Consider the following 23,334-nt stretch of genomic DNA (forward strand, 5'->3'; position numbering starts at 1 on the left):
CGGTGCAGCCGGGTTAACATTCGGCGCATGTCTTCCGAGAATCGACGATCGGCATCACGACGGGTAGCGGGCGTCGCGATTACCGTAATGATCGCAACGGTTTCCCTTTCCGGTACGGCGAGCGCCGCGCAGACCGGCGAAGCACGGCCATGGGGGAGCAACGACTACGGGCAGGGGACGATACCGGCCGCGGCGCTCGGCGCCAGTGCGGTCTCCGCGGGCGCGATCACCCATCTCGCGCTCAAGGACGGCGGGGTGATCGCCTGGGGGAACGACAGTTACGGCCAGCTGGCGGTTCCGGCGGTGGCCACTTCAGGGGTTTCGGCGATCGCCGCCGGCTGGGCGCACGAACTCGCGCTGAAGAACGGCGGGGTGATCGCCTGGGGCAACGGTTTCTACGGCCAGAACGTCGTGCCGCCGTCCGCGACGTCGGGGGTCACGGCGATCTCCACCAGCGCGTACTTCAATCTGGCGCTCAAAACGAACGGCAGCGTGGTGAGCTGGGGCTCGCGGACCACTGTCCCCGCGACCGTCTCCTCCGGGGTCACGGCGATCTCGGCCGGTGGGGACCACGGGCTCGCGCTGAAGAACGGCGGCGTCGTCGCCTGGGGCAGCAACGGGAAAGGCCAGATCACCGTGCCCCCGGCGGCCACCTCCGGGGTTTCGGCGATCTCGGCCGGCTTCCGGCACAGCATCGCGCTGAAGAACGGCGGCGTGCTCGCCTGGGGTGACAACTTCTACGGCCAGGCCACGGTTCCGCCGGAGGCGCAGTCCGGCGTGGTCGCCATCGACGCGGGTTTCAACCACAACGTCGCGCTGAAAGCCGACGGGAGCGTCTTCGCCTGGGGCAGCAACGTGAAGTCCGAAAGCCGTGACACCAGCACGGAACCGCCCACGGACTTCTGGAAGTTCTCCGGCGTGTGCGCTCCGGTCTACGCTGTTTCCGCAGGTGACAGCACCGGCGTCGCGTTGGTCGACCCTGCGGCGCCGTACTTCTGCTGACTTTCCGTGAAGGCCTCCTTGCCTACCTTGAGTGTAGGCAAGGAGGCCTTCACGGACTTGAGCGTCAGGACAGGTTCGACTTCATGCTCAGGTTGATCGTGTTGTCCGGCCCCGAGATCAACGCCCCCAGCGCGAGGTCGTTGATGAAGCAGTCCTTGAACTCCGGGATGGTGAACGTTCCCGAAGACGGGATGGTCGGCGCGAACAGGTCGACGTTCTTCGACACCAGGGTCAGGTCGAGCGGTTTGACGGTCTTGCAGGCGTTCGGCACCGTCGGGAGCGGGATGACCGGCCAGAACAGGCCGACCACGATGTTGTCGATCAGCATGTTCGCCTGCGAGTGGGTGGTCAGGTCGCCGTTGGCGAGCGTGCCGGTGACCGGGCCGGTCGGCTCGATCCGCACGCGGGCCTTGATCTTGAAGACGCCCGAGACCAGCGAGATTTTCGCGGTCGAGGGCGGCAGGGCCAGATCGCCGCGGATGCCGACGTTGTCACCGTCGATGACGAGGGCACCGTTGAGCTGGCCGGGGCCGAGAGCGAGGGTTCCGCCGGTCTTCTTCACCGTGGTCGTCCCGGTGACGGTGTAGGACACCGGGATCTCCACCGGGTCGTCCGCCAGCGCCGGGGTCGCGGCGAGGCTGCCGGCCATGGCGAGCGCGGAGGTGAGTGCGACGACCGTGCCGAGACGGCGGCGGGCGGTTTTCGGGCGCGTTCGACCGAACATGGGTTTCTCCTCGTTTTCTCTCCTGGTTTACAAAGCGGACGAATGAGGGATCATCGGGGGACGAGATCGGTGATGACCCAGTTGTCGCCTTCGCGTTCCGCGGTGATCGAAAGCTGGGCCGCGGCCGTTGTCGAAGAATTGTTGTCGGCCCGGGTGGCCGCTTGATCGAGGAATACCAGCAGCCTCGCTTTACCGTCGCCGAGTTCCTGGACGGCGGATGAGGAGACGCGGGTGGTGAGTACCAGTTTCTGCGCCGGGGCCTTTTCCCGGACTTGGGCGAACAACTGGTTGTAGGACTCCAGTGCCTTGCCTCTGAGCACCGCCGCGGCCGCCTTTTCGGTGGCGTCGGTCCGGTCGTAGGAATAGGAGAAGATCTTGTCGAGCGCCACGGTCACCGCGGAGTTCACCTCGGCGGTCGCGCCGACGTCGGTGAGCGCGGTGTTGGCCGCCGACGGCGCCGCCGAGATCGACCTCGCCTCCAGCGTGAACCACACCCCGGCCGCCACCAGCACGGCGGCCGCGACCAGCAGGATCAACGGCGGCTTCGGGCGCCGCGAAGGCTTCTCTTCGACGACCTCTTCTTCGACGACCTCGGTTTCGGTTTCGGCCGTGGCGGTCATCGCGCACCCACCGGCAGCTGGTCGAGCGCGCTGAGCTTCCAGCCCTCGTCCGTCCTGGTCAGCCCGGCGGCGAACCGGTTGCGCTTCGTCGTCGGCGCCGCGCCCTCCTTCGCCATCGTGATCTCCACCGACGCCAGCATCTTGGCCGTTCCCGCGTGGTCGTCTAGTTCGCTGATCGCCGCGTCGAGCACCTTGCCCGTCGAGACGGACGCGTCCTTGGTGAGCGTCCGTTTCGTCGCGTCGTCGGCCTTGCCCAGCTGTTCGCGCAGCGGGCCGGTGGACGCGGCGAGCCAGTCGGCGATGCCCTGGTCGACGCGGTGGTGGTCGAGGCTGGTGAGCCGGGCGACGAGTTCGCGCCCGGACTTCAGCGCTTCGTCGCGCGAGTTCCCGTAGGCGACGGCCTCGGAACCCGTCGCGGTGAACCAGGTGTACCCGGCCCAGCCCGCGAACGCGCAGGCCGCGGCGAACACGGCGATCGCGATCTTCAGTTGCGCAGCCACAACATCTCCTCGAGGCTGGTGGACGTCGGCTGGCCGTCGGCGCCGAAGCCGCCGGGGATCGCGGCGGGCGGAACGCCGCCCTTCGGCGCGTTCTGCGAGCCTCGGACCGAGCTCGCGTTGCCCTTGTCGAGCGTGCACGCGGCACCGGTGTTGAACGGCAGCGGCGAGACTTCCGCGCTGCTGCGGACCGTCGTACCCCCGTAGCCCTTGGTACAGGGCATGGGATCGAAGAAGGTCAGGACCAGCTCGGTCCGCACGGAACCCCCGTCGACGGCGGCGTCGACCGCGGACACCGCCTTCGGGGTGTTGATCAGTAGCTGCCGGAGGCCGTCGGTGCGGGCGGAGAACACGTGCGACGTGGTGAGCAGGTTCGCCAGCAGGATCGGCAGGCCCGGCTCGTTGTCCCGCAGCAGCCCGGAAAGCTGGGTCGCCGCGTCGGGCGCCGTCGCGATCAGCCGCCGCAGGTCACCGTCCGAACGGGACAGCTGCTCGGCGAACTGCTTGGCGTTGCCGCTGAACTGCCGCCACGCCTGCGACGAGTCGACCTGGGTCTTCAGCACGGTCGAGCCGTCGGTGATCAGCTTCTCCGTCTGCGGCAGGTGGTCCGCGGCCTGTTTCGTGAAGTCGGTGGTGGAGTCCAGCAGCACCTGGAGGTTCGCGCCGGAACCGCGCAGGGCGTTGTCGAGTTCGTCGACCACGGTCCGCAGGTCCTCGGTCGGCACGGACGCGGTCAGCGCGTCCAGGTCGGTCAGCAGATGCTGCACCGGCAGCGGAACGGCCGTCGCCTCGCGCGGGATGACCGAACCCTCGGCGAGGTACGGCCCGTCGCCGGTCCGCGGCTGGAGGTCGACGAACTGCTCGCCCACCGCGGACCGGTTCGCCACGACCGCCCGCGAGTTCGCGGGGATCGGTGGCGCGTCGTCGTCGATCAGCAGATCCGCTTCCATCCCGCCGTCGGTGAGCCGCAGTTCGCCGACCCGGCCGACGGCGACGCCCCGGTAGGTCACCTCGCCGTTGGTGAACAGGCCCCCGCCGTCGGACAGGGAGAGCTTCACGGTGTATCCGCCCGCCCCGAAGAGCCGGCCGAGTCCCGCGTAGTTCGCTCCGACGAACGCCGTCGTCGCCAGCGCGAGGATGACGAACGCGATCACCTGGATCCGGACACGGGTGGTGAGCATCAGCTACCTCCGGAGGACGGCAGCGGCAAGGTCGGGAGTCCCGGCGGGACCCCTTCGCCAGGGGGCGGGAGTTCGACACCCGGCGCGGGGATGAGCGAGGCGTAGACGTTCAGGTAGTCGCCCTTGATGCCGTCGCGGACGGCGTCGGTGAACGGGAACGTCGGCAGGATCTCCAGCGACTTGGGCAGGGCTTCCCCGGCGTCGGCCAGCCGCTTGAGGATCGGCGCGAGCGCGGTGAGGTCCGCGACGAGATCGGCCCGGCTCTTCTCGATCACGTCGACACCCACCCCGGAGAGCCGGTCCAGCGCCTGCAACATCGAGACGAGCTGGGTGCGCTGCTCGGCAAGGCTCTGGAGGCCGGGGGTGAGGTCGGTGAGGGCGCCCTCGACCTGCTTCTTCCGGTTCGCGAGTGTGGTCGAGAGCCGGTTGAGCCCGTCGAGGGCGGAGGTGATGTCGGAGCGGTGCGTGTCCAGGTTGGACACCAGTTGCTCCACCGTGGACAGGAACGAGCGGATCTCCTCCTCGTTGCCGTCCATCACCTTCGACAGCTCCCGGTTGATGGTCTGCAACTGGCCGATCCCGCCGCCGTTGAGCAGCAGGGACAGCGCGCCGAAGATCTCTTCGAACTCCGGGTTGCGGTTCGTGCTCGCGACCGGGATCACCCCGCCGTCGCCCAGCCTTCCCTCGGCCTTCGCCGCGCTCGGGGCGAGTTCGATGAACTTCTCGCCGAGCAGGCTGGACTGCCGCAGCCGCGCGATGGCGTTGGCGGGAAGGTGGACGTCGCCGTTGACCGCCAGGACGGTCTCGGCCGTCCAGCCGTCCTCACCGAGCCGGATCGTCTCGACCCGGCCGACCGGGACGTCGCCGACCTTCACCGCCGCCTGCGGTACCAGGTCCAGGACGTCGGCGAACTGCACGGTCACCCGGTACGGATGGTCGCCGATGTCCGCGCCGCCGGGGAGCGGCAGGTCGTAGACGCCCTTGAAATCCGACGAACAGGCGGTGAGCGCGACACAGCACGCGGCGAGCACGGCGATCTTCCGGTTCGCGGCCATCAGCGCCCCCCGGTGTAGGTGTCGCCGGCGACGGGCAGGGGGAGCGGGGCGTATTCGAGCATGTTGCCGCGGCTCTGCAGCTTGCCGGTCTTCGGATCGACGGCTTCGAGCACGTTCGTCACCGCCAGCGGGATCGTGTCGAGGGTTTCGGCCAGCGCGGCGCGTTTGTCGACCAGCGTCCCGGTGGTCACCGCGAGTTTGTCCACATTGGACTTGATCAGCGCGCGGTTGTCCTTGATGAACTGCTGGATCTCCGCCAGCGCGCCGCCGAGGCCGTTGAGCGCGCGGGCGAGCTCGTCCTTGTTCCGCGCGAGCGTCCCGGTCACCGAGGCGAGCTGCTTGTTGACCTCGCCGACGTTCCGGTCGTTGGTCGCCAGCATCGAGGTGAACCGCTGCAGTTCGTCCACGGTGGCGAACAGGTTCTGCGAGTTCCCGGACAGCGTCCTGGCGAGGTCGGCGAAGTTGCGGACCGACTCGTTGAACGGTTTGCCGTTGCCCTGCAGGTTCTTCGCGCCGGTGCGCAGCAGGTCCGAAAGCGCGCCGTCGGCGTTCGCGCCGTTGGGGCCGAGCGCCTTGGCGAGGGTGTCGAGGCTGGAGTAGAGCTGGTCGAGTTCCACCGGCGTGCCGGTGCGTTCGACCGGGATCACCGCGCCGTCGTTCAGCCGGTTCCCCGCGCGGGTGAGCTTGGTGAACTGGACGTAGCGGTCGGCCACCACGCTCGGCGCCACGACCAGCACGTTCGTGTCGGCGGCGATCGGGGTCGACCCGTCGACGGTCAGCACGACCTTGACCCGTTCCCCCTCCGGGGCGACCGATTCGACCTGGCCGACCCGGACGCCGAGCACCCGCACGTCCGATCCGCTGTAAACGCCGACGGCCCGCGAGAAGTACACGGTGACCCGGTCGAGCCCGCTGCCGGAGAAGATCCACCAGAGCCCGCCGACGACGGCCAGCGCGAGCACGAGCGCGAGGGTGACGAATCTGCTGATCACCGGCCACCTCCCGGAATCGGCGGGGTACAGGGATCCCGGTTCTCCGGGATCAGCCCGCACAGGTAGCCGTCCACCCAGCGCCCGTTGCCGAGCGAGTTGTTCACCACGCGGAAGTACGGCGCGGCGAGGTCGAGGCTCTTGGCGAGATTGTCGTTCTGCCGCTGCAGGATGTCGGTCACCTCGCCGAGCTGTCTGAGCGCGTTGCCGAGCTGGTCCTTGTTGTCCTTCACCAGCCCCGAAAGCTGGGTGGCGAGTTCCTGCGAGCCGGTCAGCAGGTCGTGGATCGCCTGCCGCCGTTTGTCCAGTTCGGTCAGCAGCAGGTTGCCGTCCGCCAGGAGTTTGGCGAAGTCGTCGTTCGAGTTCGCGAGCGTCGTGGTGAGGCCGTGCGCGTTGGACAGCAGGCTGGCGAGCTCGTTGTCCCTGGAGGACACGGTCTTCGACAGCGATGTCAGCCCTTCGAGCGCCTTCTTGATGTGCGCGGGCGAGTTCTTGAACGTGTCGCTGAGCGTGGTGAAGCTCTCCGCGAGCTGATCGGTGTCGATCGCGCCCGCGGTGTCGGCCAGCCCGTTGAACGCCTCGGTGACGTCGTACGGCGTCACGGTCCTGGTGCGCGGGATGACCTGCTTCGGGTTCTGCACCGTTTCGCCGGTCGGGCGCAGCGCGAGAAACTTCCGGCCCAGCAGGGTCTTGATCTTGATCTCGGCGGCGGTCTTGTCACCGATCCAGGCGTCCTTGACCCGGAAGCTGACCACCACGTGGTCTTCGGCGAGCCGGACGTCGCTCACCTCGCCGACCTTGATCCCGGCGATGCGGACTTCGTCGTCCTGCTGCAACCCGGCCGCTTCGGAGAATTCGGCCTGGTAGGTGGTCCCGGAGCCGATGATCGGCAGGTTCTCGTAGTTGAGCGTCGCGGTCAGCACCGCGGCCGCGACGGCACTGCCGACGAGACCGACGACGATGGGGTTCCGTTCCTTGAAGGGTTTCACGACGTGCACCTCTCCGCCGTCGCCGGTACCCCGCGCGGAGGTTTGGTCTGCAGGACGGACGAGCACAGGTAGAAGTTCATCCACGAGCCGTAGGAGCCGATCCGCCCCAGGTCGTTCAGCTTCCCCGGGAGCACCGTCAGGACGCGGTCGACTTCGGCCTTGCCCTCTTCGGTCGTCAGCTGACCGGCCAGCAGGCCGAGCCCCTCGATGCTGTCCTTGAGCGGTTTCCTGCCCTGTTCGAGCAGACCGGCCGTGGCGGTGGTGAGGTCCGCGAGCCCGGAGACGGCCTCCCCGATCTCGGTGCGGTCACCCGCGAGCCCTGCCACCAGTTCCTTCAGTGTGGAGACCAAAGTGGACAGTGCGTCGCCCTTGCCGTTGATGCTCTTGAGCACCGTGTCCAGATTCGTGATCACGTCGCCGATCACCTTGTCGCGGCCGGCGAGCGTGGTGGTCAGCGAACCGGTGTGCGCCAGCAGGCTTTCCACCGTGCCGCCCTCGCCCTGCAGTACCTGGACGATCTCGCCGGAGAGCTGGTTGACGTCCTTGGGCGACAAGGCCTGGAACAGCGGTTTGAAGCCGTTGAACAGTTCCGTGAGATCCAGCGCGGGCGTCGTGCGCTCCAGCGGGATCTCCGCGCCGGGCTCCAGGAGCTCGGGGGTGCCCTTGCCGCGTTCGAGCGCGATGTAGCGCTGGCCGACCATGTTGCGGTACTTGATCACCGCGGTCACGTCGGCGGGCAGCCTGCGCTGCGAGTCGAGGGAGAACCGGACGCGCGCCAGGCTGTGGTCGGCGATCTCGAGTTCCTCGATCTGGCCGACCCGCACGCCGGAGATCCGGACGTCGTCGCCGACGTTCAGCGACGTCGCGTCGAGGAACTTGGCGCTGTAGGTCCTCGTGTCGCCGAGGCCGGTGTTCGTGATGGACACCGCCAGCAGCACCGTGGCCAGCGTCGTGACGACGACGAAGATCAGCCCCTTGATCAGCGGGCTCACGAAGTTCCTCATCGCAGGGTCACCTCCGTTCCCCGGTAGAGCGGGCCGACGAGCACGCTGCCCCAGGCGGGGACCTGCGCCGCCGGGACGCCGATGGACGGCGCGACCAGCGTGGAGATCAGCTCCCGCTCCTGCGGCGAGTTCGCCAGGCCGAGATCGCCCTGCGCGCCAGGGAGCGCCGCGGTCTGCTCGCCGGTCGCCACGATCCCTTGGCTCATCAGGCCGTTCGACGGGTAGCAGCGCGGTTCCCCGGTGGCGTCGTAGACCGGATCGTCCTTTCCGGGTACGTATTTGCCCCGGGGCTGGGAGATGGTGATCTCCGCGTGCAGGCCGGGCTCGCCGGTGCCGGCGCCCAGCGCCTGGTCCATCTGCGGCTTCAGCTTGGCGAGCGCGACCAGCGTGCAGGCGAAACTGGGCGAGTACTTCGCGCCGATCTCCAGTGGTGCGCGGCTGTCGGCGGCGAGCGCGATGATGTTGGCCCGGTTGTTGGCGAGGAACGTCGTGACCTGCTGGGAGGACGACGTCACCTGCTGGTACACCGACGCCAGTTCGGCGCGTTTCTCCTTGACCGTGTCGAGCGTGACGGCCGAGGCGCTCAGCGCGTCGAGCAGATCCGGCGCGATGTCGCCGTACAGCTTCGAGACCGTCGCGAGGTCGCGGATGTTGTCGTTCAGCTTCGGCAGGTTCGGGTTGAAGTCCTTCAGATAGGCGGCCGCGGTGGCGAGCGTGTCGCCGATCTGGTCGCCGCGGCCCTCCAGCGCGGTGGCGACGGTGGTCAGCGTGGTCGCGAGTTTCTGCGGTTGCACGGCCTTGAGCAGCGGCAGCAGGTTGTCGAAGACGCGTTCCAGCTCGATCGCGTTGGCCGACCGGTCCTGGGTGATCACGTCGCCGGAGGCGAGCGGCGCCGCGGTCGAACCGTCCGGAATGGACAGTTGCACGTACCGCTCACCGAACAGCGTCTTCGGCACGAGCAGCGCGGACACGTTCTTGGGCAGTTTCGAGACCTTGCCGGGCTCCATGGCCAGGTCGATCTCCGCGCCGCCCGGTGTCGCGCGGACGTCACGGATCTCGCCGACCACCACGCCACGCGCCTTGACCTGCCCGCCCTGGCGCAACTGGTTGCCGACGCGGTCCGCCTGCAGCGTCACCGGCACGGAGTCGACGAAATCCTTGCGGTAGATCTTGATCGACAGCAGCACGAGGGCGGACATCACCACGAGGAACAGCACCCCGGCCGTCCTGACCCCGGCTTTGCGCAGCCCGCGCCGGCTCATCCGGCCACCTGCACCGTCGTGGTCGCGCCCCAGATCGCGAGGCTGAGGAAGAAGTCCAGCACGCTGACCGCCACGATCGCGGTCCGCACCCCGCGGCCGACGGCGACGCCGACGCCCGCCGGGCCGCCGCTCGCGCGGAAGCCGTAGTAACAGTGGGCGAGCACGATCACGACGCTGAACACCAGCACCTTGCCGAACGACCAGAGCACGTCACCCGGTGGCAGGAAGAGCAGGAAGTAGTGGTCGTAGGTGCCCGCGGACTGGCCGTAGAACCAGACGGTGATCTGGCGTGACGCGAGATACGAGGTCAGCAGGCCGATCGCGTACAACGGGATGACCGCGAGGAAACCCGCGATGATGCGCGTGGTCACCAGGTACGGGACGCTGGGGATGCCCATCACCTCCAGCGCGTCGATCTCCTCGGAGATCCGCATGGCGCCCAGCTGCGCGGTGAAACCGCAGCCGACGGTCGCCGACAAGGCGAGCCCGGCCACGAGCGGCGCGATCTCGCGGGTGTTGAAGTACGCGGAGACGAACCCGGCGAACGCCGACGTGCCGACCTGGTTGAGCGCCGAGTATCCCTGGAGCCCGACGACCGTGCCGGTGAACACGGTCATCCCGATCATCACGCCGATCGTGCCGCCGATGACCGCGAGCGCGCCGCTGCCGAAGCTGACTTCGGCCAGCAGGCGGATGATCTCGCGGAGATAGCGTCGTATCGCGCGCGGCACCCAGGCGAGTGCCTTGAGGAAGAAGAGGATCTGGTCGCCGAGGGTGTCCAGGAACCCGAACCGGCGATCGACGGCTTCGCGGACCCGCGTCGTGCGAGTGGGTGTCGTCGTGACCATCAGCTGCCCTTCGCCGGGACGAGCTGCAGGTAAAGCGTCGTCAGCACGAGGTTCAACAGGAACAGGAGCAGGAACGTGATGACCACGGATTGGTTCACCGCGTCACCGACGCCTTTCGGGCCGCCTTTCGGATTGAGCCCGCGATAAGAGGCGACGATCGCCGCGACGAAACCGAAGATGACCGCCTTGATCTCGCTGATCCAGAGGTCCGGGAGCTGCGCGAGGGCGGAGAAACTGGCCAGATACGCACCCGGTGTCCCATTCTGCATGATGACGTTGAAGAAATAGCCGCCGAGGACGCCGACCACGCTGACCATTCCGTTGAGGAATGCGGCGACCCCCATCGCGGCGAGCACGCGCGGCACGATCAGGCGCTGGACGGGGGAGACCCCGAGCACCTCCATCGCGTCGATCTCCTCGCGGATCGTGCGGGACCCGAGGTCCGCGCACATCGCCGAGCCGCCGGCGCCCGCGATCAGCAACGCGGTCACGATCGGGCTGGCCTGCTGGATGATCGCCAGCACACTGGCCGCGCCGGTGAAGGACTGCGCGCCGATCTGCGCGGTCAGCGAGCCGATGTGCAGCGCGATCACCGCGCCGAACGGGATCGCGACCAGCGCCGTCGGCAGGATCGACACACTCGCGATGAACCAGAACTGCTGGATCAGCTCGCGGGCCTGGAACGGCCGCCGGAAGGTCAGGCGGACGACGTCGAGGCCGAGTGAGTAGAGCCTGCCGGTCTCCCGGATCGCACCCGCGCCGGGGAATGAGGGTGCGTTAGTCCGGACGCCCACGCCGACCCTCCCGTTTTCCGGGCACGGCGAATACACCCCAGCTTGCGCAATTCCTTTGCTCCGAATGGCGGAACGGAATCGTTGAACAGTATCAACGGGGTGTTACCGTGCTGTTTGCTACTGGTCGGTACGCTAATCACGTGCCTGCCTGGTGACAAGAACTTCGGTGTGATCAAGACGTCACGTCCTGGTAACCGGAGAATTCTTGTTCTTTTGTGACAAAGGCGGGCGGGGGTCTTGTCCGTTCTTTCGTGTCCGGTGGCGCGTTGGTCCATTCGTGGCGCCGGACCCTTCATGTGCTTCCGGTCCGCCGGATGGGCCGAAAGACCGTGAAGGCCTCCTTCCCTACGCTCAAGGTAGGGAAGGAGGCCTTCATGGAACGGCGCCGAAAGCGCCAGAAGTGCCTCAGCGCGCCAGTTCGGAGACCAGCTCGTAAGACCGCACCCGGTCCGCCTGGTCGTGCACCATGGTCGTGATCATCAGTTCGTTCGCGCCGGTGTCGGCCAGCAAGGTCTCGAGTCCCTTGTGGACCGTCTCGGGCGAGCCGATGATGCTGCTCGCGGCGCGGTCCTCGATGAACACGCGCTCGATGTCGGTGTACGGGTAGGCCGCGGCCTCTTCCGGCGTCGGCAGCGGGATCGGGCGGCCCTTGCGCAGGCTGAGGAACGTCAGGCCGCTCGGGGCGGCGAGGTACTGCGCGCGCTCGTCGGTCTCGGCGGCCACCACGGAGACGCCGAGCATCACGTACGGCTCGTCGAGGACGTCCGACGGTTTGAACGAGTCACGGTAGAGCGCCACGGCGGGGAGCGTGTTCTCGGCGCTGAAGTGGTGCGCGAACGAGAACGGCAGGCCCAGTTCGCCCGCCATCCGCGCGCTGAAGCCGCTCGACCCGAGCAGCCACACCGGCGGCTTGTTGCCTTCGGCGGTCACGGCGTTGACGGCGCGCTGGTCGGAGTGCTCGAAGTAGGCCAGCAGCTCCGCGAACTGCTGCGGGAAGTTCTCCGCGGTGAGCCCGCCGGGTCCGCGCAGTGCCAGCGCGGTCCGCTGGTCGGTGCCCGGGGCGCGCCCGATGCCGAGGTCGATCCGGCCCGGGTGGAACGCCTCCAGGGTGCCGAACTGCTCGGCCACCACCAGCGGCGCGTGGTTCGGCAGCATGACCCCGCCGGAGCCGACCCGGATGCGTTCGGTGGCGGCGGCGACCTGGCCGATCATCACGGCGGTCGCCGAGCTCGCGATACCGGGCATGTTGTGGTGCTCGGCGAGCCAGTACCGGTGGTAGCCGAGGGCTTCGGTCCGGCGCGCGAGGTCGAGGGTGTTGCGCAGCGAATCCGCGACACCGCCTCCGGCCACGACGGGCGAGAGGTCGAGCACGGACAGCGGGATGTCAGGCAAAGAGGTCACGCATCGGTACAACGTCGCGGGCCCCCGATCCCTTCCCGTGCCTGTCGATCGATCGAAATTAACCGACTCGATGTACCCGGTACTCGGCGGAGTCCCCCCGTTTCCACGGTACGGTTGCCCCTAATGCGAGCGTGGGAAAACCACTGAAAAGAAAGGATTAAGGGTGCCGCGTCCGGAACGACCGCTGGACCCCGGGGACGATCCGTTGCTGGGGTTCGCCGCCGATCTCCGGCGCCTGCGCGAGAAGGCCGGAAATCCGACGTACCGGGAGCTGGGCAGGCGTGCCCACTACTCGGCCGGCACCCTCTCCGAGGCCGCCGGTGGGAAGAAGATGCCCAGCTTGGCGGTCACGTTGGCCTACGTCCGGGCGTGCGACGGCCCCGAGGACGAGTGGGAGGCGCGATGGCACGACGTGACCGAGCGGACGCGCGCCGGAGTCGATGATTCACCGGTTGCCCCGCTGAATGGGGAATCGGTCCCTTATATCGGTCTGGCCGCATTCGGGCCGGATGACGCGAGCAGATTCTTCGGTCGCGAACGACTTGTCGGAAAACTCGTCACGAGGCTTTCGAACCAACGATTCTTGGCCGTTCTGGGTGCTTCGGGTTCCGGTAAGTCGTCCTTGCTCCGGGCCGGTCTCCTCCCCGCCGTCGCCGAGACGTCGGTCACGCTGCTGATGACCCCCGGATCGCGGCCGCTGCAGGAATGCGCCGTCCAGTTCGGCGCCGCGCTCGGGCTCGCGCCCGGCGGTCTGCTCGCGGAGTTCACCGGACATCCGCGAAACCTCGGCCTCGCCGCCCGTCAGCTGGTCGCCGACCGCGAGGGCGACGTCGTGCTGGTCGTCGACCAGTTCGAGGAGGTGTTCACGCTCTGCCAGGACGCCGACGAACGCACGGCCTTCCTGTCGGCGCTGGTCACCGCGACGACCGAGCCGGAGAGCCGCACCAGGGTCGTCCTCGGCATCCGCACCGACTTCTACACCCACTGCGCGCGGCATCCCGAGCTGGTCGAGGCCATGCAGGACGCGCAGATCCTCGTCGGCCCGATGAGCACCGAGGAACTGCGGCAGGCCATCTCGCGGCCGGCGATCGACGCCGGGTACCGCGTCGAGAACGCGCTGGTCTCGCGGCTCGTCGCCGATGCGACCGGGCAGCCCGGCGTGCTCCCGCTGCTCTCGCACGCGCTGCTGGAGACCTGGCGCCGCCGCCACGGCAACACCCTCACCCTCACCGGTTACGAGTCCACCGGCGGGATCGAACGGTCGGTCGCGCAGACCTCCGAGCACACCTTCACCGCACTGACCGAACACCAGCAGCGCCTGGCGAACCAGATCTTCCTGCGGATGACCGCGCTCGGCGAAGGCACCGAGGACACCAAACGCCGCATCACCCGCGACGAGGTGGACGCCGACGACCCGGACGTCGCGGTCGTGCTGGACAGGCTGGCGTCGTCGCGGCTGGTCACGCTCGACGACAACGGCATCGAGATCGCGCACGAGGCGCTGATCCGGGGCTGGCCGCGCCTGCGCGAATGGCTCGCCGAGGACCGTGAAGGCCTGCGCGTGCACCGTCAGCTCACCGAGGCGACCGACGCGTGGGAGTCCGTCGGCCGGGACGACGGCTGGCTCTATCGAGGCGCGCGCCTGGCGATCGCCAGGGAATGGGCGGACGAGCACGACAGCGCGCTTTCCCAGCGTGAACGCCGGTTCCTCGAGGCGAGCGTCGCGATCGAGAACCACGAGCAGGCCGTCGCCCGGCGCCGCACCCGGCGGCTGCGTCAGCTGGTCGCGCTCCTGGCCGTCCTGCTGGTGCTCGCGACGGCCGCGATGGCGTACGCCGTCCGCGCCGAGCAGACCGCGACCAGCCAGCGCAACAGCGCGCTCGCGCAGAAGGTCGCCGGGCAGGCCATCGAGATGCGGACGACGAATCCGGCGCTGGCCGCGCAGCTCGCGTTGGCGGCGTACCGCGTCGATCCGAGCGTGGACACCCGCGGCAGCGTGCTCGGGATGTTCGAGTCGCCGTACTCGACCCGCGTCCGCGGGCACGGCCACCGCGTCAACGCGACCGCACTGCGCGGCGACGGGCAGGTGATGGTCACCGGCAGCTGGGACCAGACGGCCAAGCTGTGGGACGTCAAGGATCCTCATCGCCCGGCCGAGCTGGCCACGCTGACCGGGCACACCGGCAACGTCAACTCGGTGTCCTTCAGCGCCGATGGCGCCGTGGTCGCGACGGCGGGCTGGGACAAGACCGCGCGGCTGTGGAACGTCGCCGATCCGGCGAAACCCGGGCCCGGAGTACTGGTCGGCGAGCATCCGAGCCGGGTCAACGCGGTGGCGTTCAGCCCGAAGGCCGCCGTGCTCGCGACCGCCGACGGCGACGGCACGGTGCGGTTGTTCGACGTCCGCGATCCCGCGAAACCCGTGCTCGCGGCCACCCTCCCGGGGCACACCGGCAACGTCAACGGTCTCGCCTACGCCCCCGACGGGCGGACGCTCGTCTCGACCGGCGCCGACAAGACCGCGCGGTTGTGGGACGTCGCCGACCCCGCCAAGGCCAGGCCGCTCGGTGTGGTGAACGGGCACACCGCCGGAATCCACTCCGCGGCGTTCAGCCCGGACGGCCGGACGCTCGCCACCGCGAGCATCGACCAGACCGCGCGGCTGTGGAACGTCGCCGACCCGATGGCGCCGTCACCGCTGGGGACGACGGCCGCGCACAAGACCATCGTGCGGTCCGTGGCGTTCAGTCCGGACGGGACGACGCTGGCCACCACCGGTTTCGACCGCGCCGCACGGCTTTGGGACATCACCGATCCGGCGAAACCGCGCGAGAAGCCGTCGCTCGTCGGGCATACCGCGGCCGTGGTCTGGGCGGTGTTCTCCCCGGACGGCCGCACGCTCGTGACCGCGAGCGACGACCAGACGGTGCGGATGTGGGATCTGCCGGGACCCGCGATCAGCGGTCCGGCACGGTCGGCCTGCCGGGCGGTGTTCAGCTCCGACGGGAAGCTGCTGGCCACCGGCAGCCAGGACGGCGTGGTGCGCCTGGTCGACGTCTCCGACACCCGGAACCCGCGTGAGGTGGGCAAGGTCACGGGCTTCGGCCAGGGCGTCTGCGGTCTGGCCTTCAGCCCGGACGGGCGGACGCTCGCCGCAGGCTCCTGGGACCACACCATGCGGCTGATCGACGTCAGCGATCCGCGCAAGCCGGTCGACACCGGCGTCTTCTACCGGCCGGCGGAGGAGATCGACCCCGTCGCGTTCAGCCCGGACGGCCGGACGCTCGCGACGGCCGGGTCCGGGCACACGGTGAAGCTGTGGGACGTCTCCGACATCCGGCGGCCCGTCGAACTCGCGACGCTGACCGGGCACGAGGACGACGTCCACTCGATCGCGTTCAGCCCGGACGGCCGCACCCTGCTCAGCGGCGGATGGGACCACACCGCCCGGCTGTGGGACGTCTCGATGGCGAAGGCGCCGAAGCCGCTTTCGGTGCTGAAGGGGCATTCGGACACTGTGTTCTCGGTCGCCTACAGCCCGGACGGCAAACTCGCCGCCACCGGCAGCGCGGATCGCACCGGCAAGCTCTGGGACGTGACGGATCCGGCGGCCCCGCGCGAGGCGGCGCTGCTGGCGGGGCACACCGACAACGTCATCTCGGTCGCGTTCAGCGGGGACGGGAAGACCTTCTCGACCGGCAGCTACGACCGGTCCGTGCGACTATGGGACGTCTCCGATCCGGGATCGGTCCGTGAATCGGCGAACCTGACCGACGACGTCGACCGGGTCAACGCCGTGGCGTTCGCCCCCGATGGGCACACCCTCGCGGGCTCGGTCGCGGACGGCAGCGTGCGGTTGTGGGAGACCAGCCCCGAACGGGCGGCCGAACGCATCTGCGCGACGGTGTACCCGCGGATCACGGCGGACGAGTGGGAACAACACCTGCCGGGGCTCGATTACGCGCCCCCGTGCCCGTGACCACGACCGATACGTTGTTCGGCGTTGTTGTTCGGTGAGATCGCCGTGACACCGAACAACGAAGAGGCGCTAGAAATACCCCTGGACGTGCGATGCGTCCCCACATCGTTCACTCACCGGGGGTCTGAAGGGCTCCTTCAGGGCATTCACAGTGTCCTGAAGGAGCCCTTCAGCTTTTTTCCCCCGTCACTTGTGTTCCGCGCCCAATCACGCGAGTCGCGCCCCCAAGCACGCGAGTTACGCCCCCAAGCACGCGAGTTACGCCCCCAACCACGCGAGTTACGCCTGCAAGCACGCGAGTCACGTCCTCAAGCACGCGAGTCGCGCCCGAATCACGCGTGTCGTCCATCCCGGACTGCCGAACTCGCGTGATCAGGCACGTAACTCGCGTGATCAGGCACGTAACTCGCGTGATCGGGGGCGTAACTCGCGTGCTTGAGGGCGTAACTCACGTGATTGGGCGGCGAACTCGCGTGATCAGGTGGACGACACGCGTGATCAGGCGGCCGGGATCCAGTCCGGGTTCGAGGCCAGGACGGTCAGCTGCTGGGTCGCGCGGGTCAGCGCGACGTACAGCACCCGGCGTCCGGTGGTCGACTCCGTGATGAGGTCGTTCGGCTCCACCAGGACGACGGCGTCGTACTCGAGGCCCTTGGAGTCGAGGCTGCCGACGACCTTGAGCCGCTCGTCCGACAGCCCGTCTAGCCAGCCCTCGATCTCGGGCACCCGGTCCATGGCGGTGATCACGCCGACGGTGCCTTCGACGACCCCCAGCATCTCCTTCACCGCGGCCTGCGTCGCCGCCTCCAGCCCGGCGGCCTCGACGGGCCGGACCTCCGGCGTGACACCGGTCTGCCGCACCGCGCGCGGAAGCTCGTCGGCCTCCGCGTGCCCGGCGACGACCTTCGCGGCCAGGTCGAAGATCTCCGCCGAGTTCCGGTAGTTGGTGCGCAGGGTGAACCGGCGACGCGTCGTCTTGAGCCCGAAGGCCTGGTCCCGCGCCATCGCGGCCTCGGCCGGATCCGGCCACGAACTCTGCACCGGGTCGCCGACCACGGTCCAGCTCGCGTACTTGCCGCGCCGCCCGACCATCCGCCACTGCATCGGCGAGAGGTCCTGCGATTCGTCGACGACCACGTGCGAGTACTCGTCGTAGTGCTCAGGCCGGGTCGGGGCGCCACCGCGCTCCGGGTTGACCTCGACGTTCTGGCGGGTCCGGCGGCTCTTCGGCGGCGGCCCGATCAGGACGCGCAGCTCGTCGAGGAGCGCGACGTCCGCGATGGTCCAGCCGCGCGAGCGATCGGCGAAATCGGCCGCGAGCATGCTGATCTCGCCGCGGTTGAGCAGGCCTTTCGCCGCGGAGGCGAGCCGCTTCTCGTTACCGAGCCAGCGCAGGATCTGCGCCGGGTACAGGATCGGCCACCAGGTCACCAGGAACCGGTGGAACTCGATGCGCTCGCCGAGTTCGGTGATCAGCTCGGCCTTGTCGATCTGACGGCCGTCGTCCTTCGCGTGCTGCTCGGCCTTCGCGGCGAGCGCGTCGAGCAGCAGTTCGGCGGCGCGGATCCGCGACCGGTTCGGCGGCCCGCCCGCGGTATGCACCTTGCGGCGCACCTTGTCGAGCTCGCGCGCGTTGAGCCGCAGCACCTCGCCGCGGTAGACGATCTTCATGTCCTCCGGCGCGTCTTCCGGCGTGTCCCGCAGCGCGCGCAGCAGGATCTTGCGCATCCGCAGCGATCCCTTGATCGCCGCCAGCGGAGCCGGGTCCTGCCGGGTCGCCTCGAGGCCGTCGAGGACCTCGCCGAGCGCGCGCAGTTCGACGTTCGTCTCACCCATCGACGGCAGCACCCGCGAGATGTAGCTGGTGAACACGCCGGACGGGCCGATCACCAGCACGCCCGCGCCGCCGAGCTGGCGCCGGTGGCGGTAGAGCAGGTACGCCGCGCGGTGCAGCGCGACCGCGGTCTTGCCGGTACCGGGGCCGCCGGTGATCTCCGTGACCCCGCGCCACGGCGCCCGGATGACCTCGTCCTGCTCCTTCTGGATGGTGGCGACGATGTCCCGCATCTTCTCGCCACGCGACCGCCCGAGCGCGGCCATCAGCGCGCCTTCGCCGACGATCTGCATGCCGTCGGGGACCGCGTCGGCGATCAGGACGTCGTCGTCGACGTCGAGCACGTTCTGGCCGGAGCACCGGATCACCCGGCGCCGGACGACGTCCATCGGCTCCTCGGCCGTCGCCTGGTAGAACGCCGCGGCCGCGGGCGCGCGCCAGTCGGTGACGAGGTTGTCGAACTCGGCGTCGCGGATACCGAGGCGGCCCACGTAGATGTGGTCGTTGTCGAGGTGGTCGAGCCTGCCGAAGACCAGGCCCTCGTACTCCGCGTCGAGGGTCTGCAGGGTCTGATTGGCGTGGAAGACCATCATGTCCCGTTCGAACAGCATGGACGCCTGCTCGAAGATGGCTTCCCGCCCGGCGCCATGGCCGATCTCGTAGCCCTTGGTACGCATGGCCTCAGCCTGGGCTCGCAATTCGGCGAGCCGGGTGTAGACGGTGTCCACATGGGCTTGCTCGATGGCGATCTCGGCCCGTCTGACCCGAGGTTCGGACACGCAACGCTCCTAAACGCTTCTATCGCCTCCGAGGGCGAAGGACGACTCTACGCGAGCTGGGCGGCGGCTTCACCAAGTCCCGGCCAACGTCACGGTGGAAGGCGTTGAGGCACGATGCACCCATGACCAGGATCGTGGCGGGGACCGCGGGCGGCAGGCGGCTGAAGGTCCCGCCGAAGGGCACCAGGCCCACGTCGGAACGCGTGCGCGAAGCGCTGTTCAACGCGCTCGAGGTCGCCGGCGAGCTGCAAGGGGCCCGGGTCCTCGACCTTTACGCCGGTTCGGGCGCGCTCGGGCTGGAGGCGTTGTCCCGCGGCGCGTCCGGCGCGCTGTTCGTCGAGTCGGACCGGCGCGCGGTCGAAGTGCTCAAGGGGAACGTCGCCGCGCTGGGGCTCGGCGGCGCGGTCCGGGCCGGCGCCGTCGAGTCCGTCGTGGCCGCTCCGGCGCCGGAAACGTTCGACATCGTCCTCGCCGATCCGCCCTACGCTGTCGATTCCACCCGCCTGGGGGAGGTCATGGCCGCGCTCGCGGCGGGCCGGTGGATCACGGACGGCGCGCTGGTGGTGATCGAGCGGGCCGCGCGGGACGGCGAGCCGGACTGGCCGCCGGGTTTCGAGCCGACGCGGACGAAGCGCTACGGCGACACCGCGCTCTACTGGGCCGAATATCAGGTGTGACGCCGCACTGAATGAGCGCGCAGGGGGACCGTCTCCTTGGTAGCGTCCGCGCCATGCGGCGTGCGGTCTGTCCCGGGTCCTACGACCCGGCCACCAATGGACATCTCGACATCATCGAGCGGGCGGCCAAGCTGTTCGACGAGGTCGTCGTCGCGGTGGGGGTGAACAAGAGCAAGAAGGGCCTGTTCACCACCGAGGAGCGGATGGACATGCTCCGCGAGATCACCGCGAAGCTGCCGAACGTGCGCGTCGACTCGTGGCAGGGACTGCTGGTCGATTACTGCCGCGAGAACGACATCATCGCGGTCGCGAAGGGGCTGCGGTCGGTCAGCGACTTCGACTACGAGCTCCAGATGGCGCAGATGAACCGCGAGCTGACCGGGCTCGAAACGCTGCTGATGGCCAACAACCCGGCGTACGGGTTCGTGTCGAGCTCGCTGGTCAAAGAGGTCACCGCCCTCGGTGGCGACATCGAGCACCTGGTGCCGCCGATAGTGTTCAAACGCCTCTCGGAGAAGTACTCCGACCGAGGTTGACCCGAACGGCCGAAGCCGTTGGTCGGGCGCCGGTGGGCGGCGATGAAGAGTTCATCTCGGCGCCTTCTGGTGAATACACGATCGGGTTACGGTCCGAAAATGACCAACAAACGATCGCGGATCGCCGCCGCGCTGCTCGTTCTGCTAGTCACCTTCTTCGGCGGGCTGAGTGCCGCGCAGGCCACGGCCGCCCCGGTCTCCGTCCAGCAGAACCCGTGCGGGGATCTCACCGGGTTCAAGCACGTGTCGTTGTCGTCCCTGCCCGCCGAGGCCACGACGACCTACAACCTCATCCAGAAGGGTGGCCCGTTCCCGTACCCGGACAAGGACGGCACGGTCTTCTCCAACCGCGAGAACATCCTCCCGAAGTGCGCGTCGGGGTACTACCGCGAGTACACGGTCCCCACGCCGGGATCGCCCGATCGCGGTGCGCGCCGCATCGTCACCGGTAACGCCGGCGAGCACTTCTACACCGCGGACCACTACAAGACCTTCTCCGTGATCGACGCCGACGGCACCCCGGCGCCGTCATGCGGTGACACCTCGAAGCTGACGAAGATCGGCTACTCGACGCTGTCCTCCGCGGCGAAGTCCGTGGTGGACAAGGCCCGCGGCGGCGCGAGCGGCACGGTCTACGAGAACCGCGAAGGTGTGCTGCCGTCGTGCGCCGCCGGCTACTACCAGCTGTTTCCGGTGGGCACGAGCGACCGCGTGATCTCCGGCAAGGGTGGCGAGATCGTCTACACGCCGGACCGTTACGCGACCTTCAAGCTGGTGAATCTCGCCGGCTGACCCGTCCGTGCAACATTTCGTGCCTCCTCGTCCGTGAGATACACCGGAACACGGACGAGGAGGCACGATGCGGTCTGGGGACGACGCGAGCTTCAGGGAGTTCGCCAGGGACAAGGCGCTACCGCTCAGGCGGACGGCGTACCTGCTCTGCGGCGACTGGCATCTCNGTGCCTCCTCGTCCGTGAGATACACCGGAACACGGACGAGGAGGCACGATGCGGTCTGGGGACGACGCGAGCTTCAGGGAGTTCGCCAGGGACAAGGCGCTACCGCTCAGGCGGACGGCGTACCTGCTCTGCGGCGACTGGCATCTCGCGGAGGATCTGGTCCAAACCGCGCTCATCAAGCTCTACCGGGTCTGGCCGAAGGTCCGCCGGAAAGGGACCGTCGACAACTACACGAGGCAGATCCTGATGCGCTGCTGGCTCGACGAGCGGCGACGACCATGGCGGAGCAGAGAGAACCGCGACGGCGTCGTCCCCGAAGAGCCCGCGGCCCCGGCGACCGCCGGGATCTCGGATTCGCTGCTTCGCGCCCTCGCCGAAGTTCCCCCGAAACAGCGCGCCGCCGTCGTGCTGCGCTACTGCGCCGATCTGCCGGCCGCGGAGGTCGCCGTCGCGCTGCATTGTTCGGAAGGGACGGTCAGGAGCCAGGCCGCGCGGGGGCTCGACGTCCTCCGCGCGGCCCTGCAGAGACAGCACGACGAGGCTGTCTCCGGGAGGAGCGCGTGATGGACGAACTCGAGAACAGGCTGCGCGGAATCACACTGGCCGAGCCCCCGCTCGGCTTCGACCCGGACGAGGTCGCCGTGGCGGCGGCGAAGAAGACGCGGAACCGGCGGGCGGTGGCGCTGACCGGGGGAGCCACGCTGGCGGTGATCGCGGCGGCGGTGGTGTTCGTGGCGCCGGGAGACGATCCTTCGGTGCCACCGGCCGTGCCGACCTCTTCGGTGGCCGTTCCAGCGAAGCCACCGGTATCGCCGAAGGTGAACCTGACGGCTCAGAAAGCGCGGATCACCGGGCATCTGACGGCCACGCTGCCCGCCGTGCTCACCGGGGCCGAAGACATTCAGGTCCGCTCCATCCACCAGTTGCGGACCGCGAACGACTGGGACGTCCTCGTCGCCACGGCCGGGTATCGGGACGCCGGCGGCTTCACCCGCGCCCTCGTCATCACGATCAGCGGTACCGAGGCCGCCAAGCTGGGCTTCTCCCTCGAAGACAGCTGTAAGCCGGGACGAAAAGCCCTCGCCGGACTCGACGCGGACATCTCCGGCGTGACGAGCGGGGAACCGGTGGACTGCGTGAAGCTGCCCCAAGCCGACGGAAGCACCATCGTCCTCTCCGGGATCGTCCCGTCACTGCCTCCCGGTGACTTCGAGGCCACGCGCGGAGCGGTCGTGTACCGGGCCGACGGCACGTCCGTGACCGTGACCGACAGCGCGGTCGACGGTGGCTCGCCACTGTCCGACGACCAGTTGAGCAGACTGGTCACGGATCCCGGGCTCACCCTGCGGTAGGTGGCGCGCGGTACCGGCGGGGACACGCCCGGTACCGCGCGCTTTCACCCCTTACGGCGGCGATGAGGGCAAACTGATCTCAGGGAATGTGGGGATCGCTGTAGGTAGGGAGTGGCCGTGTACCGGGTTTTCGAGGCGCTCGACGAGCTCGTCACCATCGTGGAGGAAGCCCGCGGCGTGCCGATGACCTCCAGTTGTGTCGTCCCGCGGGGGGACACCCTGGAGCTGCTCGACGACATCCGCGACGCGCTGCCGGGCGAGGTGGACGACGCCCAGGACGTCCTGGACAAACGTGATCAGCTGATCCAGACCGCCCGCACCGAGGCGGCGGAGACGATCACCACGGCGAACACCGAGGCCGACCGCACGGTCGCCGACGCGCAGGCCGAGGCCGAGCGCATCCTCGCCGACGCCCGCGCCCGCGCCGAGCAGATGATGAGCGACGCGCACGCCGAGGCCGAGCGCATGGTCGCCGCCGGGCAGGCCGAGTTCCAGAACCTCACCGACCGCTCCCGCGCCGAGTCGGAGCGGATGATCCAGGCGGGCCGCGACGCCTACGAGCGCGCCATCGAGGACGGCCGCGCCGAACAGGCCCGGCTCGTCGCCCAGACCGAGGTCGTCCAGGCCGCGCACGGCGAGGCGGCCCGCATCGTCGACGAGGCGCACGTCGAGGCCGACAAGCAGCGCGGCGACTGCGACGCCTACGTCGACGGGAAGCTGGCCGAGTTCTCCGAACTGCTGGCGACCACGCTGCGGACGGTCGACTCCGGGCGCAACCACCTGCGGTCCCCGGTCAACCTGCCGGGCAACAGCCGGACGTCGCTGTACGACTACCAGAGCTGATCACCGGCG

21 protein-coding genes are annotated in these 23,334 nt (G+C 68.9%); 8 read left to right on the top strand and 13 right to left on the bottom strand.

Going from position 1 to position 23,334, the window contains the following annotated elements; all coding sequences use genetic code 11:
- Positions 1–87: 87 nt before the first annotated feature.
- Positions 88–1,002, top strand: coding sequence for an RCC1 domain-containing protein (locus tag ACXIZN_RS01310; protein ID WP_457952026.1), 915 nt, complete (start codon positions 88–90; stop codon positions 1,000–1,002).
- A 64-nt stretch (positions 1,003–1,066) separates the two neighbouring features.
- On the opposite strand, the gene ACXIZN_RS01315 is transcribed toward ACXIZN_RS01310, so the two are convergent.
- From ACXIZN_RS01315 to ACXIZN_RS01370, 12 genes are all read right to left on the bottom strand, one after another.
- On the bottom strand, positions 1,067–1,726 hold the full coding sequence (locus ACXIZN_RS01315) for a hypothetical protein (RefSeq protein WP_457952027.1): 660 nt from the start codon (positions 1,724–1,726) through the stop codon (positions 1,067–1,069).
- 50 nt (positions 1,727–1,776) lie between these two features.
- Positions 1,777–2,346, bottom strand: coding sequence for a hypothetical protein (locus ACXIZN_RS01320; RefSeq protein WP_457952028.1), 570 nt, complete (start codon positions 2,344–2,346; stop codon positions 1,777–1,779).
- Positions 2,343–2,846 carry a hypothetical protein gene (locus tag ACXIZN_RS01325; RefSeq protein WP_457952030.1) on the bottom strand — a complete coding sequence of 168 codons (504 nt, stop codon included), beginning with the start codon at positions 2,844–2,846 and terminating at the stop codon, positions 2,343–2,345. Before ACXIZN_RS01325 ends, ACXIZN_RS01320 begins: the two co-directional genes overlap by 4 nt.
- The gene (locus tag ACXIZN_RS01330; RefSeq protein ID WP_457952032.1) at positions 2,831–4,024 is read right to left on the bottom strand and encodes an MCE family protein; all 1,194 of its coding nucleotides are present in this window, start codon (positions 4,022–4,024) and stop codon (positions 2,831–2,833) included. The genes ACXIZN_RS01325 and ACXIZN_RS01330 overlap by 16 nt, the downstream gene beginning before the upstream one ends.
- Positions 4,024–5,079, bottom strand: coding sequence for an MCE family protein (locus ACXIZN_RS01335; protein WP_457952034.1), 1,056 nt, complete (start codon positions 5,077–5,079; stop codon positions 4,024–4,026). The genes ACXIZN_RS01330 and ACXIZN_RS01335 overlap by 1 nt, the downstream gene beginning before the upstream one ends.
- Complete coding sequence (locus ACXIZN_RS01340) at positions 5,079–6,071, bottom strand: MCE family protein (RefSeq protein ID WP_126733557.1); 993 nt, start codon at positions 6,069–6,071, stop codon at positions 5,079–5,081. The genes ACXIZN_RS01335 and ACXIZN_RS01340 overlap by 1 nt, the downstream gene beginning before the upstream one ends.
- On the bottom strand, positions 6,068–7,057 hold the full coding sequence (locus ACXIZN_RS01345) for an MCE family protein (protein WP_126733556.1): 990 nt from the start codon (positions 7,055–7,057) through the stop codon (positions 6,068–6,070). Before ACXIZN_RS01345 ends, ACXIZN_RS01340 begins: the two co-directional genes overlap by 4 nt.
- On the bottom strand, positions 7,054–8,061 hold the full coding sequence (locus ACXIZN_RS01350; protein WP_126733555.1) for an MCE family protein: 1,008 nt from the start codon (positions 8,059–8,061) through the stop codon (positions 7,054–7,056). Before ACXIZN_RS01350 ends, ACXIZN_RS01345 begins: the two co-directional genes overlap by 4 nt.
- Positions 8,058–9,323 (bottom strand): MCE family protein, encoded by a 1,266-nt coding sequence (locus ACXIZN_RS01355; RefSeq protein ID WP_457952036.1) that lies wholly within the window; start codon positions 9,321–9,323, stop codon positions 8,058–8,060. The genes ACXIZN_RS01350 and ACXIZN_RS01355 overlap by 4 nt, the downstream gene beginning before the upstream one ends.
- A complete protein-coding gene (locus ACXIZN_RS01360; protein WP_126733553.1) occupies positions 9,320–10,171 on the bottom strand; it encodes an MlaE family ABC transporter permease in 852 nt (283 codons plus the stop codon). The genes ACXIZN_RS01355 and ACXIZN_RS01360 overlap by 4 nt, the downstream gene beginning before the upstream one ends.
- A complete protein-coding gene (locus ACXIZN_RS01365; protein ID WP_126733552.1) occupies positions 10,171–10,965 on the bottom strand; it encodes an MlaE family ABC transporter permease in 795 nt (264 codons plus the stop codon). The genes ACXIZN_RS01360 and ACXIZN_RS01365 overlap by 1 nt, the downstream gene beginning before the upstream one ends.
- Positions 10,966–11,370: 405 nt before the next feature.
- Positions 11,371–12,366, bottom strand: a complete 996-nt coding sequence (locus ACXIZN_RS01370) for an LLM class flavin-dependent oxidoreductase (RefSeq protein ID WP_257485072.1) — start codon at positions 12,364–12,366, stop codon at positions 11,371–11,373.
- A 163-nt stretch (positions 12,367–12,529) separates the two neighbouring features.
- On the opposite strand from ACXIZN_RS01370, the gene ACXIZN_RS01375 reads away from it, so the two are divergent.
- On the top strand, positions 12,530–16,345 hold the full coding sequence (locus ACXIZN_RS01375; RefSeq protein ID WP_457952038.1) for an nSTAND1 domain-containing NTPase: 3,816 nt from the start codon (positions 12,530–12,532) through the stop codon (positions 16,343–16,345).
- 498 nt (positions 16,346–16,843) lie between these two features.
- Here ACXIZN_RS01375 and ACXIZN_RS01380 read toward each other — a convergent pair whose 3' ends face one another.
- Positions 16,844–18,958, bottom strand: a complete 2,115-nt coding sequence (locus tag ACXIZN_RS01380; RefSeq protein ID WP_457952039.1) for a HelD family protein — start codon at positions 18,956–18,958, stop codon at positions 16,844–16,846.
- 122 nt (positions 18,959–19,080) lie between these two features.
- Here ACXIZN_RS01380 and rsmD point away from each other — a divergent pair, with 122 nt between their 5' ends.
- From rsmD to ACXIZN_RS01410, 6 genes are all read left to right on the top strand, one after another.
- A complete protein-coding gene (rsmD, locus tag ACXIZN_RS01385; RefSeq protein ID WP_457952041.1) occupies positions 19,081–19,635 on the top strand; it encodes a 16S rRNA (guanine(966)-N(2))-methyltransferase RsmD in 555 nt (184 codons plus the stop codon).
- A 53-nt stretch (positions 19,636–19,688) separates the two neighbouring features.
- Complete coding sequence (gene coaD / locus ACXIZN_RS01390) at positions 19,689–20,171, top strand: pantetheine-phosphate adenylyltransferase (RefSeq protein WP_126733550.1); 483 nt, start codon at positions 19,689–19,691, stop codon at positions 20,169–20,171.
- A gap of 99 nt (positions 20,172–20,270) precedes the next feature.
- A complete protein-coding gene (locus ACXIZN_RS01395) occupies positions 20,271–20,963 on the top strand; it encodes a ribonuclease domain-containing protein (protein WP_457952043.1) in 693 nt (230 codons plus the stop codon).
- 215 nt (positions 20,964–21,178) lie between these two features.
- Positions 21,179–21,694: a SigE family RNA polymerase sigma factor gene (locus ACXIZN_RS01400; RefSeq protein ID WP_457952044.1), complete on the top strand. Its 516-nt coding sequence runs from the start codon at positions 21,179–21,181 to the stop codon at positions 21,692–21,694.
- Entirely contained in the window at positions 21,694–22,482 is a 789-nt protein-coding gene (locus ACXIZN_RS01405; RefSeq protein WP_457952046.1) for a hypothetical protein, read from the top strand. The genes ACXIZN_RS01400 and ACXIZN_RS01405 overlap by 1 nt, the downstream gene beginning before the upstream one ends.
- Before the next feature lie 117 nt (positions 22,483–22,599).
- Positions 22,600–23,325 (top strand): DivIVA domain-containing protein, encoded by a 726-nt coding sequence (locus ACXIZN_RS01410; protein WP_034323487.1) that lies wholly within the window; start codon positions 22,600–22,602, stop codon positions 23,323–23,325.
- Positions 23,326–23,334 lie beyond the last annotated feature (9 nt).

The sequence above is a fragment of the Amycolatopsis sp. TRM77291 genome (genome assembly GCF_054166285.1).